The 15,969-nt window shown below is 65.9% G+C and carries 19 protein-coding genes; 2 read left to right on the top strand and 17 right to left on the bottom strand.

Features of this window, described 5'->3' with window-relative positions:
- Positions 1 to 120: 120 nt before the first annotated feature.
- Positions 121 to 1,377 carry a UDP-N-acetylglucosamine 1-carboxyvinyltransferase gene (murA, locus tag CWS39_RS14595; protein ID WP_102143649.1) on the bottom strand — a complete coding sequence of 419 codons (1,257 nt, stop codon included), beginning with the start codon at positions 1,375 to 1,377 and terminating at the stop codon, positions 121 to 123.
- Between the two features lie 58 nt (positions 1,378 to 1,435).
- On the opposite strand from murA, the gene CWS39_RS14600 reads away from it, so the two are divergent.
- Complete coding sequence (locus CWS39_RS14600) at positions 1,436 to 2,011, top strand: cob(I)yrinic acid a,c-diamide adenosyltransferase (protein WP_102143650.1); 576 nt, start codon at positions 1,436 to 1,438, stop codon at positions 2,009 to 2,011.
- A gap of 36 nt (positions 2,012 to 2,047) precedes the next feature.
- Here the strand turns inward: CWS39_RS14600 and CWS39_RS14605 are convergent, their stop codons facing one another.
- The 16 genes from CWS39_RS14605 to CWS39_RS14680 all read right to left on the bottom strand — a co-directional run bounded on the left by CWS39_RS14605 (position 2,048) and on the right by CWS39_RS14680 (position 15,460).
- Positions 2,048 to 2,482 carry a DUF2550 domain-containing protein gene (locus CWS39_RS14605; RefSeq protein ID WP_102143651.1) on the bottom strand — a complete coding sequence of 145 codons (435 nt, stop codon included), beginning with the start codon at positions 2,480 to 2,482 and terminating at the stop codon, positions 2,048 to 2,050.
- A gap of 21 nt (positions 2,483 to 2,503) precedes the next feature.
- Positions 2,504 to 2,869 (bottom strand): F0F1 ATP synthase subunit epsilon, encoded by a 366-nt coding sequence (locus tag CWS39_RS14610; protein ID WP_102143652.1) that lies wholly within the window; start codon positions 2,867 to 2,869, stop codon positions 2,504 to 2,506.
- Between the two features lie 33 nt (positions 2,870 to 2,902).
- Positions 2,903 to 4,354, bottom strand: coding sequence for a F0F1 ATP synthase subunit beta (gene atpD, locus CWS39_RS14615; protein ID WP_102143653.1), 1,452 nt, complete (start codon positions 4,352 to 4,354; stop codon positions 2,903 to 2,905).
- A 24-nt stretch (positions 4,355 to 4,378) separates the two neighbouring features.
- Positions 4,379 to 5,299 (bottom strand): F0F1 ATP synthase subunit gamma, encoded by a 921-nt coding sequence (locus CWS39_RS14620; protein ID WP_102143654.1) that lies wholly within the window; start codon positions 5,297 to 5,299, stop codon positions 4,379 to 4,381.
- 6 nt (positions 5,300 to 5,305) lie between these two features.
- Positions 5,306 to 6,952: a F0F1 ATP synthase subunit alpha gene (gene atpA / locus CWS39_RS14625; RefSeq protein ID WP_102143655.1), complete on the bottom strand. Its 1,647-nt coding sequence runs from the start codon at positions 6,950 to 6,952 to the stop codon at positions 5,306 to 5,308.
- A 48-nt stretch (positions 6,953 to 7,000) separates the two neighbouring features.
- Positions 7,001 to 8,338: a F0F1 ATP synthase subunit B/delta gene (locus CWS39_RS14630; protein WP_102143656.1), complete on the bottom strand. Its 1,338-nt coding sequence runs from the start codon at positions 8,336 to 8,338 to the stop codon at positions 7,001 to 7,003.
- Between the two features lie 3 nt (positions 8,339 to 8,341).
- The gene (locus CWS39_RS14635; RefSeq protein ID WP_102143657.1) at positions 8,342 to 8,878 is read right to left on the bottom strand and encodes a F0F1 ATP synthase subunit B; all 537 of its coding nucleotides are present in this window, start codon (positions 8,876 to 8,878) and stop codon (positions 8,342 to 8,344) included.
- Positions 8,879 to 8,898: 20 nt separating this feature from the next.
- Entirely contained in the window at positions 8,899 to 9,144 is a 246-nt protein-coding gene (locus tag CWS39_RS14640) for a F0F1 ATP synthase subunit C (protein ID WP_011561261.1), read from the bottom strand.
- Between the two features lie 70 nt (positions 9,145 to 9,214).
- On the bottom strand, positions 9,215 to 9,970 hold the full coding sequence (gene atpB, locus CWS39_RS14645) for a F0F1 ATP synthase subunit A (protein ID WP_102143658.1): 756 nt from the start codon (positions 9,968 to 9,970) through the stop codon (positions 9,215 to 9,217).
- Positions 9,967 to 10,398, bottom strand: a complete 432-nt coding sequence (locus CWS39_RS14650; protein WP_102143659.1) for an ATP synthase subunit I — start codon at positions 10,396 to 10,398, stop codon at positions 9,967 to 9,969. Before CWS39_RS14650 ends, atpB begins: the two co-directional genes overlap by 4 nt.
- A gap of 226 nt (positions 10,399 to 10,624) precedes the next feature.
- Entirely contained in the window at positions 10,625 to 11,797 is a 1,173-nt protein-coding gene (locus CWS39_RS14655; RefSeq protein ID WP_102143660.1) for a glycosyltransferase family 4 protein, read from the bottom strand.
- Positions 11,798 to 11,827: 30 nt separating this feature from the next.
- Complete coding sequence (locus tag CWS39_RS14660) at positions 11,828 to 12,481, bottom strand: L-threonylcarbamoyladenylate synthase (RefSeq protein ID WP_102143661.1); 654 nt, start codon at positions 12,479 to 12,481, stop codon at positions 11,828 to 11,830.
- Positions 12,478 to 13,314, bottom strand: coding sequence for a peptide chain release factor N(5)-glutamine methyltransferase (gene prmC, locus CWS39_RS14665; RefSeq protein WP_102143662.1), 837 nt, complete (start codon positions 13,312 to 13,314; stop codon positions 12,478 to 12,480). The genes CWS39_RS14660 and prmC overlap by 4 nt, the downstream gene beginning before the upstream one ends.
- Positions 13,311 to 14,384 carry a peptide chain release factor 1 gene (gene prfA, locus CWS39_RS14670; RefSeq protein ID WP_102143663.1) on the bottom strand — a complete coding sequence of 358 codons (1,074 nt, stop codon included), beginning with the start codon at positions 14,382 to 14,384 and terminating at the stop codon, positions 13,311 to 13,313. Before prfA ends, prmC begins: the two co-directional genes overlap by 4 nt.
- 75 nt (positions 14,385 to 14,459) lie before the next feature.
- Positions 14,460 to 14,708, bottom strand: coding sequence for a 50S ribosomal protein L31 (rpmE, locus tag CWS39_RS14675; protein WP_102143664.1), 249 nt, complete (start codon positions 14,706 to 14,708; stop codon positions 14,460 to 14,462).
- A 155-nt stretch (positions 14,709 to 14,863) separates the two neighbouring features.
- The gene (locus CWS39_RS14680) at positions 14,864 to 15,460 is read right to left on the bottom strand and encodes a maleylpyruvate isomerase family mycothiol-dependent enzyme (protein ID WP_102143665.1); all 597 of its coding nucleotides are present in this window, start codon (positions 15,458 to 15,460) and stop codon (positions 14,864 to 14,866) included.
- Between the two features lie 95 nt (positions 15,461 to 15,555).
- Between CWS39_RS14680 and CWS39_RS14685 the strand changes: the two genes are divergently transcribed.
- The gene (locus CWS39_RS14685) at positions 15,556 to 15,960 is read left to right on the top strand and encodes a MarR family winged helix-turn-helix transcriptional regulator (RefSeq protein ID WP_199178132.1); all 405 of its coding nucleotides are present in this window, start codon (positions 15,556 to 15,558) and stop codon (positions 15,958 to 15,960) included.
- The last annotated feature ends 9 nt before the right edge of the window (positions 15,961 to 15,969 follow it).

Here is a 15,969-nt window from a genome sequence, read left to right on the forward strand (position 1 = left end):
ACACACTATTGAGTTCTCAAACAACACACCCGCTCGGCAGGCAACCCTGCCAGCGTACTCCATGTAAATAGAGACGTCAATCCCCGTCCGCCGGCCGTTCGGCCGGGGCCGTGGGTACTGCTACGAGCTTACTCTCTCGATCTCCGCACCCAAACTCACCAGGTTCTCCACGAACAGCGGATACCCCCGGTCGATGTGGAATACGTCGTGGACCTCGGTGTCTCCGTCCGCCACCAGGCCGGCCAGCACCAGCCCCGCCCCAGCACGGATGTCCGACGACCACACCGGCGCGCTCGACAGCTGCGGGATCCCCCGGACCACCGCGTGGTGGCCGTCGGTCCGCGCGTCGGCGCCCAGCCGGATCATCTCCTCGACGAACCGGAACCGCGCCTCGAAGACGTTTTCGGTGATCATCGACGTGCCGTCGGCGATCGCGGCCAGGCCGATGGCCATCGGCTGCAGGTCGGTCGGAAACCCCGGGAACGGCAGTGTCGCGACGTTGACCGCCTTCGGACGCTCGTACTGGACGACGCGGAAGCCGTTGTCGTCCTGGGTGACGGTGGCGCCGGCGTCGTGCAACTTGTGCAGCACCAGCTGCAGGTGCTGCGGGTCGACGCCGGTGACCGAGATGTCGCCGCGGGTCATCGCCGCGGCGATGCCCCAGGTGGCCGCGACGATGCGATCGCCGATCACCCGGTGCTCGGTCGGATAGAGCCGATCGACACCGGTGATCGTCAGCGTGGAGGAGCCGGCGCCGGCGATCTGCGCGCCCATCTGATTGAGCATCGTGCAGAGGTCGACGACGTCGGGTTCGCGGGCGGCGTTGTGAATTGTGGTGACGCCTTCGGCCAGCACAGCGGCCATCAGGATGTTCTCCGTCGCGCCGACGGAGGGAAACTCCAGCTGAATTTCCGCGCCCCGCAAGTGATCCGCCTCGGCGACGACGCAACCGTGCTCGATGTTGCACTTGGCGCCCAGCTGACGCAGCCCGGCCTGGTGCATGTCGAGAGGGCGCGATCCGATGGCGTCGCCACCGGGCAAAGCCACCTTCGCTCGCTTGCACCGCCCGACCAACGGGCCGAGAACACACACCGACGCGCGGAACTGCCGCACCGCGGCGAAATCCGCGTCGTACTTCGGCTCGTCCGGCGCGGTGATTCGGACGGTTTCGCCGTTCAGTTCCACCGTGGCACCCAGCCCGCGCAGGACCTCGGCCATCAAGGGCACGTCGAGGATGTCGGGGCAATTGGTAATCGTGCTGGTGCCCTCCGCCAGGAGCGAGGCCGCCATCAGCTTCAATACGCTGTTCTTGGCCCCCCCGACAGCAACTTCGCCCTGCAACCGGTTTCCGCCGGTCACCACGAAACGCTCGCTCACGCGGGTTAGTGTAAACAGCGAGGTACTCCAGTGTCAGTTAGCCCGGTACGGTTTCACCATGGCTGTTCACCTGACCCGCATCTATACCCGCACAGGCGATGACGGAACCACTGGTTTGAGTGATTTCAGCCGAGTTTCGAAGAACGACCTGCGACTTGCGGCGTATGCCGATTGCGACGAGACCAATGCGGCGATCGGTGTGGCGGTGGCATTGGGCAACCCCGGTGAGCAAATTCTCAAGGTACTGCGCCAGATTCAGAACGATCTCTTCGACGCTGGTGCCGATCTTTCTACTCCGGTGGTGGAGAATCCCGAGCGTCCACCGCTGCGCATCACGCAGGCCTACATCGATCGGTTGGAGTCGTGGTGCGATGAGTTCAACGAACCACTGCCGGCCCTGAATTCGTTTGTGCTGCCAGGCGGTACGCCGCTCTCGGCGCTGCTGCACGTGGCCCGCACGGTGGCGCGGCGAGCCGAGCGGTCGGCGTGGGCCGCCATCGACGCCCATCCCGAATCGGTCAGCGTGCTACCGGCCAAATACCTGAATCGCTTGTCCGACTTGCTGTTCATCCTGTCGCGGGTGGCCAACCCCGACGGCGACGTGCTGTGGCAACCCGGCGGTCCCGCGACATAATTCCCCGAGTCGCTTCGCTCCTACCCGCCGGACGGGTTAGACGCTGCGCCGTCGCGCGCGCGGGGACGGGCGTGACTCCAGCCAGGACTGAAATGCGGTGAGCGCGCCGCGATCCAGCGCCACCTCGTAACCACGGCGGCGATCCGGACTGGTGTCGCGAAGTTCGAGCACGACGATTTCGTCGGTCATGATGTCGAATTCGTCGCCGCGCGGTGAGCGCCGCGACACGATTTCCAGACCGCGCCGACTGAGCCGGCGGTCAGGCCACCACCGCAGGCTCGACAACCGATAAAACCCGGCTTCTCCGCCGCGATAGCGCATTACACCGTGCCGCCACCCGTGTCCGCCGACCGCGGGATAGTCACGCAGAATCGCGGCCGTGCCGCCCACTTGCCGCAGCTTCCACAGCCGGTAGGACAGCACGAGGACAACCAGGAGCAGCACGCCGACCAGCGCGGCCATGATCATCATGGACGCGCTCACCGGCGGACCCTAGTCGAGCTGCCCCAGGGCGCGAAGCCTCGCGCGACCCTTGGCGGCCGTTACTGGATCGTCGGATTCGGCGTCGCGCCTGGCAGCGGATTCGTCGATCTCCGACTCGAATTCAGCGGTCTCGGCGAGGATGCTGACGCCCTGTTCGGTGACCGAGAGAAAGCCGCCGTCCACCGCGATCCTCAGATCCTTCTCGCCTTCGCGCTCGACACGCACCATTGCGTCGTCGACGAGCTGCGCCACCAGCGGGATGTGGTTGGGCAGGATGCCGATTTCGCCGGAGGTGGTGCGGGTAAACAGGAAGGTGCCCTTGCCCGACCAGATCTTTCGATCGACCGCGACGATGTCGATATCCAATTCCGCCACGTCACACCACCTTTCGCGGGCTGCAGAGGAGAATCACAGCTTGGCGCCGAGGCTCTCGGCCTTCTTGGCCAGATCGTCCAGGCCGCCGATCAGGAAGAACGCCTGCTCGGGCAGGTGGTCGAAGTCACCCTTGGTGAGCTTGTCGAACGCCTCGATGGTTTCTGTCAGCGGAACCGTCGAACCCGGCTGGCCGGTGAACTGCTCGGCCGCCATCATGTTCTGGCTCAGGAAGCGCTCGATACGCCGCGCCCGGTTCACCAACTGCTTGTCCTCTTCGGACAGCTCGTCGATACCGAGAATCGCGATGATGTCCTGAAGGTCCTTGTACCGCTGCAGGATTCGGATGACTTCCTGCGCGACGCGGTAGTGCTCGTCGCCCACGATGCTCGGGTCGAGGATCGTCGAGGAGGACGCCAGCGGGTCCACCGCCGGGAAGATGCCCTTCGAGAACACCGCACGGGACAGCTCCGTCGTCGCGTCCAGGTGCGCAAACGTGGTCGCCGGCGCCGGGTCGGTGTAGTCGTCGGCGGGCACGTACACGGCCTGCATCGAGGTGATGGAGCGACCACGCGTCGAGGTGATGCGCTCCTGCAGCTCACCCATCTCGTCGGCGAGTGTGGGCTGGTAACCCACCGCGGACGGCATGCGGCCCAGCAGCGTCGAGACCTCAGAACCGGCCTGGGTGAACCGGAAGATGTTGTCGATGAACAGAAGCACGTCCTGACCCTGCTCGTCGCGGAAGTACTCGGCCATCGTCAGCGCTGAAAGGGCAACGCGCATACGGGTACCCGGCGGCTCGTCCATCTGGCCGAACACCAGCGCGGTGTCCTTGAGCACGTCCGCCTCGGCGAGCTCGACCCACAGGTCGTTGCCCTCGCGGGTGCGCTCACCCACCCCGGCGAACACCGACGTACCACCGAAGTTGCGGGCGATGCGGTTGATCATCTCCTGGATCAACACCGTCTTGCCGACGCCGGCGCCACCGAACAGGGCGATCTTGCCGCCGCGCACATATGGCGTGAGCAGGTCGACGACCTTCAGGCCGGTCTCCAACATCTCGGTGCGGGGTTCCAGTTCATCGAAGGCCGGCGGCTTGCGGTGGATGGACCACTTCTCGAAGTCCTTGCCGTAGCCGGGATCGTCGAGGCAGTCACCGAGCGCGTTGAACACGTGGCCCTTGACGCCGTCGCCGACCGGCACGGAGATCGAGTCACCGGTGTCGGTGACCTCGACGCCGCGCACCAGGCCGTCGGTCGGCTGCAGCGAGATGCACCGCACCAGGTTGTCGCCCAGGTGCTGTGCGACTTCCAGCGTCAGCGTCTTCGCCAGATCCTTGAAGGTGACATCGACGTGCAGCGCGTTGAACAACTCCGGCACTGCGCCCCGGGGGAATTCGACGTCGACGACCGGACCGGTGACGCGTACCACGCGGCCGCTGGTGTCCTTGCTGTTCTTGGTGGCCGGCTTTTCGGCGGTAGCAGTCATATTCTTCTTCGCTTCCTACGGGGCTTATCGGGCGTCGGCGAGTGCGTTTGCACCACCGACGATTTCGCTGATTTCCTGGGTGATCTGGGCCTGCCGCTCGCGGTTGGCCTCCAACGTGAGGGCCTTGATGAGGTCGTCGGCGTTATCGGTGGCCGATTTCATCGCCCGCTGGCGCGACGCCAATTCCGATGCCGCGGACTCCAACAGCGCCGCGTATACGCGGGTGGTCAGGTAGCGCGGCAGCAGGGCCTCGAATAGTTCGGTCGCGTCGGGCTCGAACGAGTACAGCGTGCGAGGTCCGGTCTCTTCTTCGACGTACTCCACCACCATCGGCGCGATCCGGTGTGCGACAGCCGATTGCGACATCATCGACTTGAATTCCGTGTAGACGATGTGCAATTCGTCGACGCCGAGAATGCCGTCAGGGCCCGGGTCGTCGCCGGTGTCGTCGGCGCCCGACAGGAACGTGTCCACCAGTGTGGAGCCGATCTCGCGGGCGTTCTCGTAGCTGGGCTGCTCCGAGAAGCCGCTCCACGACTCGGTGATCTTCCAGTTGCGGAACCTGTAGTAGTTCAACGCCTTACGCCCGACCGTGTACAGGATCGGCGTCTTGCCTTCTCCCCGCAGCAGAGAGAACAGCTCTTCGGCGCGGCGGAACACGCTGGAGTTGTACGCGCCACACAGACCACGATCGGACGTCACCACCAGCACGCCGGCCCGCTTGGGCTCCTCGCGCTCGACGAGCAGCGGATGGTCCAGCGCGGCCTCGGCAGCCAGCGTGGTCAACATGGAGGTGATCTCAAAGGCGTAGGGCCGCGCCGCCTCCAGGCGGTTCTGCGCCCTGCCGATGCGCGACGTCGCGATCAGCTCCTGGGCCTTGGTGATCTTCTTGATCGACCCAGCGGAGCGGATCCGTCCGCGCAGTTCGCGAAGTGTGGCAGCCATTGCTTCTTACTTCTTCTTCGGTGCAGGCTTGCGTACCTTCACCGCTTCCTTGCCGAGCTCTTCTTCGTCCAGCGCCTCGACGTGCTCATCGGGCACGACCGAGCCGCCGCCCGTCGCCGAGAAGCCCTTCTTGAACTGGTTGATGACCTCGACGAGCTTCTCGCTGGCCTCGTCGGACAGCTTCTTGCTCTCGCGGATCTCCTTGAGCATGTCGGGCTCGGATGCCCGCATGTGGTCGAGGAATTCGGATTCGAAACGGCTGACGTCCTCGACGGGCACGGAATCCAGATGCCCCTCGGTGCCGAGGAAGATCGACACCACCTGCTCCTCGACGGGCAGCGGGTGGTACTGCGGCTGCTTGAGCAACTCGACCAGCCGAGCGCCACGCTCCAGCTGCGCCTTCGAGGTGGCGTCCAGATCGGAGGCGAACGCGGCGAACGCCTCCAGCTCGCGGTACTGCGACAGATCGAGTCGCAGCGAGCCGGCCACATCCTTCATCGCCTTGATCTGCGCGGCGCCACCCACGCGGGACACCGACACACCGACGTTGATGGCCGGGCGCACACCCTGGTTGAACAGGTCGGTCTCCAGGAAGCACTGGCCGTCGGTGATCGAGATGACGTTGGTCGGGATGTAGGCCGAGATGTCGTTGGCCTTGGTCTCGATGATCGGCAGACCGGTCAGCGAGCCGCCGCCGAGTTCGTCGGACAGCTTCGCGCAGCGTTCCAGCAGCCGCGAGTGCAGGTAGAACACGTCACCGGGGTACGCCTCGCGGCCCGGCGGGCGGCGCAGCAGCAGCGAGATGGCGCGGTACGCCTCGGCCTGCTTGGACAGGTCGTCAAAGACGATCAGCACGTGCTTGCCGTCGTACATCCAGTGCTGTCCGATGGCCGAACCCGTGTAGGGCGCAAGCCATTTGAAGCCGGCGGAGTCCGAAGCCGGTGCGGCGACGATGGTGGTGTAGTCCATCGCGCCGCCCTCTTCGAGCGCGCGGTGCACGGCGGCGATCGTGGTGCCCTTCTGGCCGATCGCCACATACACGCAGCGCACCTGCTGCTTGGGATCGCCGGTCTCCCAGTTCTGCCGCTGGTTGAGGATGGTGTCGACGCAGACGGCGGTCTTGCCGGTCTTGCGGTCGCCGATGATCAGCTGGCGCTGGCCGCGACCGATCGGGGTCATCGAGTCGATGGCCTTGATGCCGGTCTGCAGCGGCTCTTTCACGCCCTGGCGCTGCACCACCGACGGCGCCTGGATCTCCAGGGCGCGACGCTCGGAGCCTTCGATGTCGCCGCGGCCGTCGATCGGCTGGCCCAGCGGGTTGACCACGCGGCCGAGGAAGCCGTCACCCACCGGGACCGACAGCACCTCGCCGGTGCGCTTGACCTGCTGGCCCTCTTCGATCTTCTCGAAGTCGCCGAGGATCACGGCGCCGACGCTGTGCTCGTCGAGGTTCAGCGCGACACCGAGCACCCCGCCGGGGAACTCGAGCAGTTCCTGCGTCATCACCGAGGGCAGGCCCTCGACGTGCGCAATGCCGTCGCCGGCGTCGATAACGGTGCCGATCTCTTCCCGAGCGGTGTCGGTGGTGAAACCGGAGACGTAATCCTCGATTGCACCTTGGATGTCGTCAGCGGAGATAGTCAACTCTGCCATGGCTTTTCGTCTTCCTGCTTCGGGTCTAGGTCTTGTTATTGCGTGGGGTCAGTCCGGCAACTTTGTTTCCGCGGCGGCCAGTTTGGACGACAGGGTGCCGTCGATGATCTCGTCGCCGACGGCGATGTTGAGGCCGCCGAGCAATTCGGGGTTGATCTGCAGCTGCACCGAGACCGGGTGGCCGTAGATGCGGGACAGCACCTCGGTCAGTCGGGTCCGCTGCGCATCGCTGAGGTCCGCGGCCGCGCTGACGTGCGCCACCACTTCGCCGCGGCGTGCCACTGCGAGTTCGGCGAGGTCGAGCACCGCATCGTCGGCGCGCTCGCCGCGGAGCAGTTCGACGGCCTGCGAAAGCAGTTGCGCCGTCGTCGGATTCACCTCGGTCCCGCGCTCCAGCACATCGTTGAGCAGCTTGACCCGCCCGGCCGCCGGGGCGGTGTAATCGCCCAGCAGCGTGGCCAGCCGCGGCTGCGAGTCCAGGACGCGCCCGAACCGGAACAGCTGCTCTTCCACCTCGGCGGCGACACCTTCGCGTTCCGCGCGCACCAGCAGGGCCAGCCGCGCGACGTGCTCCACGGCATCGACGAGGTTTGAGTCGCTGGACCAGCGGCCCGAGACGGCGGCCTTGAGGATGTCCATCGCGGTGTCGCCGATCTTGCCCGCCAGCAGGGTCTCCAGCAGGCCCAGCTTCGGCTCGGGATTGTCGGCGGGATCCGCGAGGTGGCGGGTGAGAACGGTTTCACCCGCCAGCAGTTTGGCCACCGAGGCCAGATCGTCTGCCACCGCCGACAATTGGTCGGGTCCCAGGTCCGCCGTCAGTTCGTCGAACTTGCCGACCAGTGCCGCAAGCGATTCCCGGCTGGCTGATCGCAGCCGTGCCGTCACCGGGTCGACGATGACCGCCTCCGACGGTGCCATCGCCTCGAGCTCGTCGAGGAAACGGTCGACGGTTGCCGACCGCGAGTCGGGATCCGACACGTGCTCACGCACCAACCGGGCTGCGCGATTGACGGATTCGACGCCGAGATCACCGCGCAGCTGGCGGATCAGCTGGGCACGAAGCAGCTGAACCTGCTGAGCGCCTTGCACTTTGATGCGCTCAACCTCGGCATCGGCTTGGGTGCGCAGCTGTTCGACGATGCGCTCGGCGTCCACCCGCGCCTCTTCGGTCACCCGCTTGGCCTCGGACTTGGCTTGCTCCACGGCCTTTTCGTGCGCTGTCTCGGCCTCGGCCAGTTTCTTCTTGGCTTCGGCGCTTTCCTCCAACTGCCTGCGCACGGTGTCCTGCTGCGCCGCCATCAGGCGCCGCACCGGCGGTACCACGAAGCGGATCACCAGGAACGCGATGACCGCGAACCCGACGAGCTGACCAATGAATGTCGACATGACCTACCGTCCCGAAGCAGACGTTGCCGCAGCGCTTTTCGCGCCGGTGACCTCGACGCCCAGCACGCGGCTGGCCAGCGTCGCCGACAGCGTCTCCACCGACGACCGCAAGTCACCTTCGATGGCATCGGATTGCTGCTTCAGTTCCTCGGAGGCCTTCTGCAACGTCGCTGCCACTTCTTCGCCGGCCCGGCCACGCATGTCTTCGAGGATCTTGCGGCCTTCCGCTCGAGCCTCGTCGCGAAGCCCCGAGGCTTCGCTGCGCGCCTTGGCCATTTCTGCTTCATAGTCTTTGTCGGCGGCCGAGAACTGCTCTGCCGCCTTCCTGCTGTCCTCGACGGTCTGCTTCACCATGGCTTCGCGTTCGTGCAGCACCTTGGAAATGGGTGGCACGACCCATTTGCCGATCACGCCGAGCACGATCAGGAAGATGATCAGCACGAAGAAGAAGGTGCCGTTGGGCAGCAGGAAGTTACTCTGCCCACCTTCTTCGGCCGCGAGGATTTCTCGGGAGAGAACCGACGTGGCGAGATCAACCATGGCTTCGGTAACCAAGCTGACTATGCAACCGGCGTGGCGAACACGAACAGCGCCATGAACGCCAGGTTGATGAAGTACGCCGCCTCGACCAGACCGACCGTGATGAAGAACGGCGTGAAGAGTCGGCCCTGGGCCTCAGGCTGCCGCGCGATGCCAGCGATCAACGCGTTACCGGCGATACCGTCACCGATACCGGCGCCGATAGCACCGCCGGCCATGATGAGTCCACCGCCGATGAGCGCGCCGGCAGCGATAGTGGGATCCATTCCTTATCCTCCTTGATAACTGGCAGGCGTCCTGCCAGGACGTGGGTCGAGCATCGATTGCGGTAGCTGGCTAGTGGTGCTCCTCATCCAGTTCCATCGACTGGCTGAAGTACAAGATCGTCAGCAGGGCGAAGATGAACGCCTGGATGGCGCCGACGAACAAGTCGAAGCTCTTCCAGATTGCATTGGGTGCCCACATGATCCACGGCGGGAACATCGCGATCAGCGCCACCAGGATGCCGCCCGCGAAGATGTTGCCGAAAAGTCGGAGTGACAACGAGATCGGCTTGGCGATCTCTTCGACGAGGTTGATCGGCGCCAGGAACGCGACGTGACCCTTCATCAGCTTGACCGGGTGCCCGACGATGCCGCGGCGCCAGACGCCGGCGGCGTGGTAGCAGATGAACACGAACAGTGCGAGCGCCAACACGAAATTGATATCGGAGGCAGGCGGTTTCAACAGCTCGTGCACGGCGCCGGTGGAGTCCTTGTACTGCACGGGTAGCACCGAAAGCCAGTTGGCCACCAGGATGAAGACGAAGAGTGTCACGGCCAGCGGCAGCACGAACGGTGCGATCTTCATGCCGATCGCCGTCTCGATCTGATTGCGCAGCTGGGTGGTGATGGCTTCCCAGAACAGCTGCACACCACTGGGCACGCCGGTCGATGTGACCTTGGCGCGCAAGAAGAATGCCAGCGCAATGACGATCACCGCTGCGATCGCCGTCGCCAGCACCGTGTCGGTGTTGACCGTCAGCCCGAACCAGTGCGCCTCGGTGTGGTGGCCGACCTGGATGGCGGCTTCGGCCAGGATCGTCTCGCTCATTGCTGTGCCTCTTCGACTCCGTTAGCCTTCAGCTTTTTCATCACCGGCAGCGCGGTGGACACCACCAGCACGACCTGGAACAGCGCCATGCCGAACACGACGCCCAGCCCCTGCGGCCGGAAGATGAATGCGATGGTCAGCCCGATGACCGTCATCACCAACAGTCGCGTCGCGGAGTTCAGCGCCATCTTGCGCTTCAGCGGATGCGCGTCGGCGGTGATCGACTCCACCGCCCGCTGGATCAGGATCGCGTTGAGCAAACCCAGCGCGAGTCCGATTCCGAAGAAAACCCCGACCATCGGATAACCCATGAGTCCGGCACCAAGGGTCACCAAGCCGGCAAGAACTACACAGATTGCGAGCAGGCGCAACGGCCTGAAAGCAACGGACGGAAACACCAACGGCGCGTCTTGCGCTGGCGTCGTCACTGCTTCACCTCAATCCCGCGGTCAGAGGAGTTCTCCCAGATGATTCTGTGCGTGGCCTGCCGAGCGTATCGGAGGGCGACAAGCGCGGTGGAATCACCCAAGGGGTAGCTCCCTTTGTCGGTCGTTTGTCCGTGCCGGCCGGCTCTGCGCCGGCGGCCCGGAGGGCCGGCAACCCGCGAGGTTTTTCGGGTTCTGCCAGCACCGTACCACACGGTAGACCGACCTACTACTCCTCGTCGTACAGCTCGTCGTCGCGACGCAGAAGCGGGATCAGTGTCGCCACAATCGCGACCAGAATCGCGGCCAGCATGACCGCGCCGGTGTAGCGCGGGTCGACGAAAATCGTGCTGGCGGCGCCGAATGCGATGATCCCGACCCAGAGATAGATCAGCAGCACCGCGCGGCGATGCGAGTGACCGATCTGCAGCAGCCGATGGTGCAGATGCATCTTGTCGGGACTGAGCGGACTGCGCCCGGCGCGGGTGCGCCGGACGATCGCCAGCAAGGTGTCCAGGGCCGGCACCAGCATCACCGCGACGACGAGCAGGAACGGCGACAGCAACGCAAAGACGTCACGCGCCCCGTACGCAGTTTGCGAGATCGGGCCGGCCGCGGTGGTGGACGCCGCCGACAGCATCAGCCCGATCAGCATCGAGCCGGAGTCGCCCATGAAAATCTTCGCGCGGTGGAAATTGTGCGGCAGAAAGCCCAGGCATGCCCCGGCCAGCACCACCGAGATCACCGCGGGCGGGTAGAAGAGCACGTCGCCGCCGTGGTCGCGCAGCAGGCCGACGGAGAAGATGCAGATGGCCGACGCGGTGATCAGTCCCAACCCCGCCGCAAGGCCGTCCAGGCCGTCGACGAAGTTCATGGCGTTCACGATCGACACCGTCAGCGCCAGCGTGAGCAGGATGGACGACACCTGGTCGAGCACGATGGTGCCGACCCCGCCGATCGGGATGTAGAGCACGCTCCACGCGACGCCCATGGTGACGAGCACACTCGCGGCGGTGATCTGGCCCGCGAACTTGGTCAGCGCATCGAGGCCCCAGCGGTCGTCGATCAGGCCGATCGCCATGATCAGCCCGCCCGCGACGACGACCGCGGGCAGCCCGGTGGAGTACACGAAGCCTCGGGTCAACGCCGGCAGCTGCGAAGCCAACAAAACCGCGCCCACCACACCGACATACATGGCCAGCCCGCCCATGCGTGGGGTCGGCAACGTGTGCACATCGCGGTCGCGCGGGTATGCCACGGCACCCAGCCGGGTGGCCAGCACGCGCACCCAGCCGGTGGCGAAATACGTGATAGCCGCTGCGGTGAGGCCGACCAGCGCGAGTTCACGCAGCGGGACGCCCGCACCTTGATCGGTCAGCGCAAGATACTGCTGGGCCGTCATCACGGTGAACCGTACGCCACCATGCTGGGCTCAGTCGGTCAGCGTCGCGGGGTCAACACCAAGAACTTCGGCGATCGATTCCGCGCTGATCGGACCTGTCCGCAGGATGCGCGGATGCGCGCCGGTGAGGTCGACGATCGTCGACGCAGCCTGCTGCGCGGCCGGTCCGGCGTCCAGATAGACCTCGACGCGATCGCCGAGTTGCTCACGGGCTTCGGCCGCGGTGACGGCGGCGGGCTGCCCGGAGATGTTGGCGCTGGACACCGCCATCGGGCCGACGTCGCGGAGCAGTTCGATGGCGACCGGGTGAAGCGGCATGCGCAGCGCCACGGTGCCGTGTGCGTCGCCGAGATCCCAGTGCAGCGACGGTGCTTGGCGCACCACCAGGGTGAGCGCCCCGGGCCAGAACGCTTGAATCAGCTCGCGGGCGGCGTTGGGCACGTTGTAGACGAGGCCGTCGATGGTGTGCCACGACCCGACCAGCACCGGAACGGGCATATCGCGGCCGCGGCCCTTGGCGGCGAGCAGCGCGGCGACCGCGGTGTTGTCGAAGGCGTCGGCGCCGATGCCGTAGACGGTGTCGGTGGGCAGCACGACCAGGCGGCCGCCTTTGAGCGCGCTGATCGCCGACGCGATGCCGGTGGCCCGCTGGTCAGGGTCGGTGCAGTCGAAGAGTTCTGTCACGACACCCTCCTGGCGGTCACGAACCGGGGGCGGCCGGCGAGGTCGCGATGCGGCGTGACCTCATCGAAGTGGCTTGTGCGCGTGAAGGCTACGACGGTGCGGACCGAGGTGGTGTCGTCGTGCTCGACGGCGCAGCGACCGCCTATGGTCAGCAGCCGCGCTGCAGCTACCGCGATGGCGTCGACGACCGTCATCCCGTCGGGCCCACCGTACAGTGCATGCGGCGGATCATATTGGGCCACTTCGGGTTCCAGTTGTGCGCCGTCGGGGATGTACGGCGGGTTGGCGACGAGCAGATCGACGCGGCCGTTGAGGTCGCCCAGCAGATGCGGCTCCGTCACATCGGCCCGCACGAGCTCCACCTGCGTCCCGGCGGTGTTGCGGCGGGCGTAGTCGAGCGCGGTGTCCGAGTCATCTACGGCGACGACGCGTGCGTCGGGCCAATTCTTGGCGAGCGCGAGCGCCAACGCGCCGGAGCCCGTGCACAGGTCGACGATCAACGGGTTCTTCGGCAGGTCTTGTGGCACAGCCCATTCCAGCATCGCCTCGGTTTCCGGCCGGGGCACGAACACGCCAGGACCCACCGCCACCGTCACCGGGCCGAATGCCGCTGTGCCGGTGAGGTGTTGCAGCGGAACGCGACTGGCCCGCTGGGCGACCAGGCCTTCGTAGCGATCGCCGAATTCGGGGTCGACATCGGCGAACGCCAGCCGCCCCCGATCCGTGCCGGCCGCGTGCGCCGCCAGGAGTTCGGCGTCGGCGCGCGGCGAGTTGACTCCCGCCTCGGCCAATGCCACCGCGGCGGCGTCGATCACGTGGCGGAGTCGGGTCATGCTTGCTGCAACCTGGCCTGTTTGTCGGCAGCGGCCAACGCGTCCAGGAGCGCGTCCATGTCGCCGTCGAGCACCTGGTCGAGATTGTGTGCCTTGTAATTGATGCGGTGGTCGGCGATCCGGTTCTCCGGGAAGTTGTAGGTGCGGATGCGCTCACTACGGTCGACGGTGCGAATCTGGCTGGCCCGGTCGGCGGATGCCTCGGCCAGCGCCTGCTCCTCGGCCATCGCCTGGAGTCGAGCGGCCAGCACCTGCATGGCCCGGATCTTGTTCTGCAGCTGGCTGCGTTCGTTCTGGCAGGTGACGACGATGCCGGTGGGCAGGTGCGTGATGCGCACCGCGGAGTCGGTTGTGTTGACGCCTTGGCCGCCCTTGCCTGAGGAGCGGTAAACGTCGATGCGCAAATCGGATTCGTCGATCTGCACCTGCTCGACTTCCTCGGGCTCGGGATAGACCAGGACGCCGGCCGCCGAAGTGTGCACTCGCCCTTGCGATTCGGTGACGGGGACGCGCTGCACGCGGTGCACGCCGCCTTCGAACTTCAGCCGTGACCACACCCCGTCGGCGGAATCGCCCTTGCTGCGGATCGACAACGTCGCGTCCTTGTAGCCGCCGAGATCCGAATGCGTCTCGTCGAGCACGGTCACGGTCCAGCCGTGACGCTCGGCGTAGCGGATGTACATGCGGGCCAGGTCGGCGGCGAACAGCGCCGACTCTTCGCCACCCTCGCCGGACTTCACCTCCAGCACGATGTCGTCGGCGTCGTGCGGGTCGCGCGGGGCGAGCAGGTCGGTCAGCTGGGTGTCGAGCTCATCGACCTTGGCCTCCAGCTCGGGTACTTCGGCGGCGAAGGATTCGTCGTCGGCGGCCAGTTCCCGGGCCGCCTCCAGGTCGCCGCGGGCGGCCTCGAGCTTGCGGTAGGTGGCGACGATGGGCGCCAGCTGCGCGAAGCGTCGTCCGACCTTGCGGGCCTTGGCGGCGTCGGAGTGCAGGTTCGGGTCGGATAGCCTCGTTTCGAGGTCGGCATGCTCGGCCAGCACCGCATCGATCGCCGGCGCTGTGTCCGTCATGTCGACCTTCTTCCCGTAAACGCAAACCGACGCCCGGCCTGCGCATAGGCGCAAGAGCGGGCGTCGGTAAGCCAGCTAGTTGTCGGTGGCGGCCTTCTCGGCGGCCTTGTCGGCAGCCTTGCGCTTGCCGTAGCGCTTCTCGAAGCGGGCCACCCGGCCGCCGCTGTCGAGGATTTTCTGCTTGCCCGTGTAGAACGGGTGGCACTGCGAGCAGACCTCCACGTGGATCTGGCCGCTCTTCTTCGTGCTGCGGGTGGTGAACGTGTTGCCACAACCGCAGATCACGGTGGTCTCTACGTAGTCAGGGTGAATACCCGATTTCATTGGTGTCCTCTTCGATCGTTGGCCGCCGGGTCGCCCGTATCGGGCGTGAACCGGAACCGAGGGGCAGCGGTCCATTATGCCAGCTCAACCGCCAAGGGCCTAAACGCGCGAGTTGACGCAGCTATTCCGCCTCGAGATTGCGTTCCGGCAGGCCTCTACTCGCTCTTTATCTGCCGGAATGCAGTTTCGCGGCCGGCCAGCGTCAGGACGATGTCCTGGATCGGCGCCTTGATCTCCTGCCCCGTGCCCACCGAGAAATCCGCATCGGTGGCGGTGAGCTTGGTGCCGCGGAAGCGGCGCTTGGCGTTGAAGGGAAATCCCATGGTCCAGAGCCGTTCGGCGGCGAGCACGGCGAGCGGGACCGGCATCGAGCGTGACACACCCAATGGGATGGCGATGTCCTGGCCGTGCACCAGGGTGTCCATCAGCGGGTCGACGACGGCCGTTCCCGGTGGTTTACGCCGCGACCCGACCATGGACCGCAAAGTGGCGACGAGCTCCTCGGGCGTGCTGGTGTCTTGGCGCGCACACCGCGACACCATGGCGTTGAACCGGAAGCCCGACCGCAGGCCCTCGACCAGGAGTCTCCTCCAGCCCAGCTTCGACTGAGTCAGGTGCGCCACGACGTCGCGCACCGTCCAGCCGGTACACAGCGACGGCGTCGCCCACTGTTGCGGGGTCAGGGTCTCCAAGAAGTCGGCCAGGTCGGATCGCTGCTCGTCGATATGACGCCAGATGTCGTCGGCTTCCATCAGGGCCTCCCGTTCGTAAGGAATCCTGATTAATATAGTCAGCCATCCGTACTAAAGTCAACGGTGTGACCGACACGCCGAATGCCGCAATACTGATGTTCGTTGCTCACCGCGCCGCCGAGACGCGAGTGTACGAGGCGCTGCGCGCGGCCGGGTTCGACGACCTCACAATGGCCCAGTGCCGTATCGGACAACGGTTGAGCCCCAACGGAATTCGCCTCACCGATCTCGCCGAGCAGGCACGCGTCACTAAGCAGACCGCGGGCGCGCTGGTCGACGAGCTCGAACGCAGCGGCTACGTCGTACGCAAGCCGGACCCGGCCGACGCGCGGGCCCGGCTGGTGACGCTGAGTGCGCGCGGCCGCAAGTTGTGCGCGGTGGCGGCCGCCGAAGTGGCCAAAGTCGAGGCCGAATGGCGTGCGCACCTGGGCGATACGGCCTACCGGCAGCTCACCGAGGCTTTGCTGGCGCTGCGGGAGATCACTGACCCATACGCGTGATCTTGATCC

It is taken from the genome of Mycobacterium hubeiense, assembly GCF_002838065.1.
Lineage (GTDB): Bacteria > Actinomycetota > Actinomycetes > Mycobacteriales > Mycobacteriaceae > Mycobacterium > Mycobacterium hubeiense.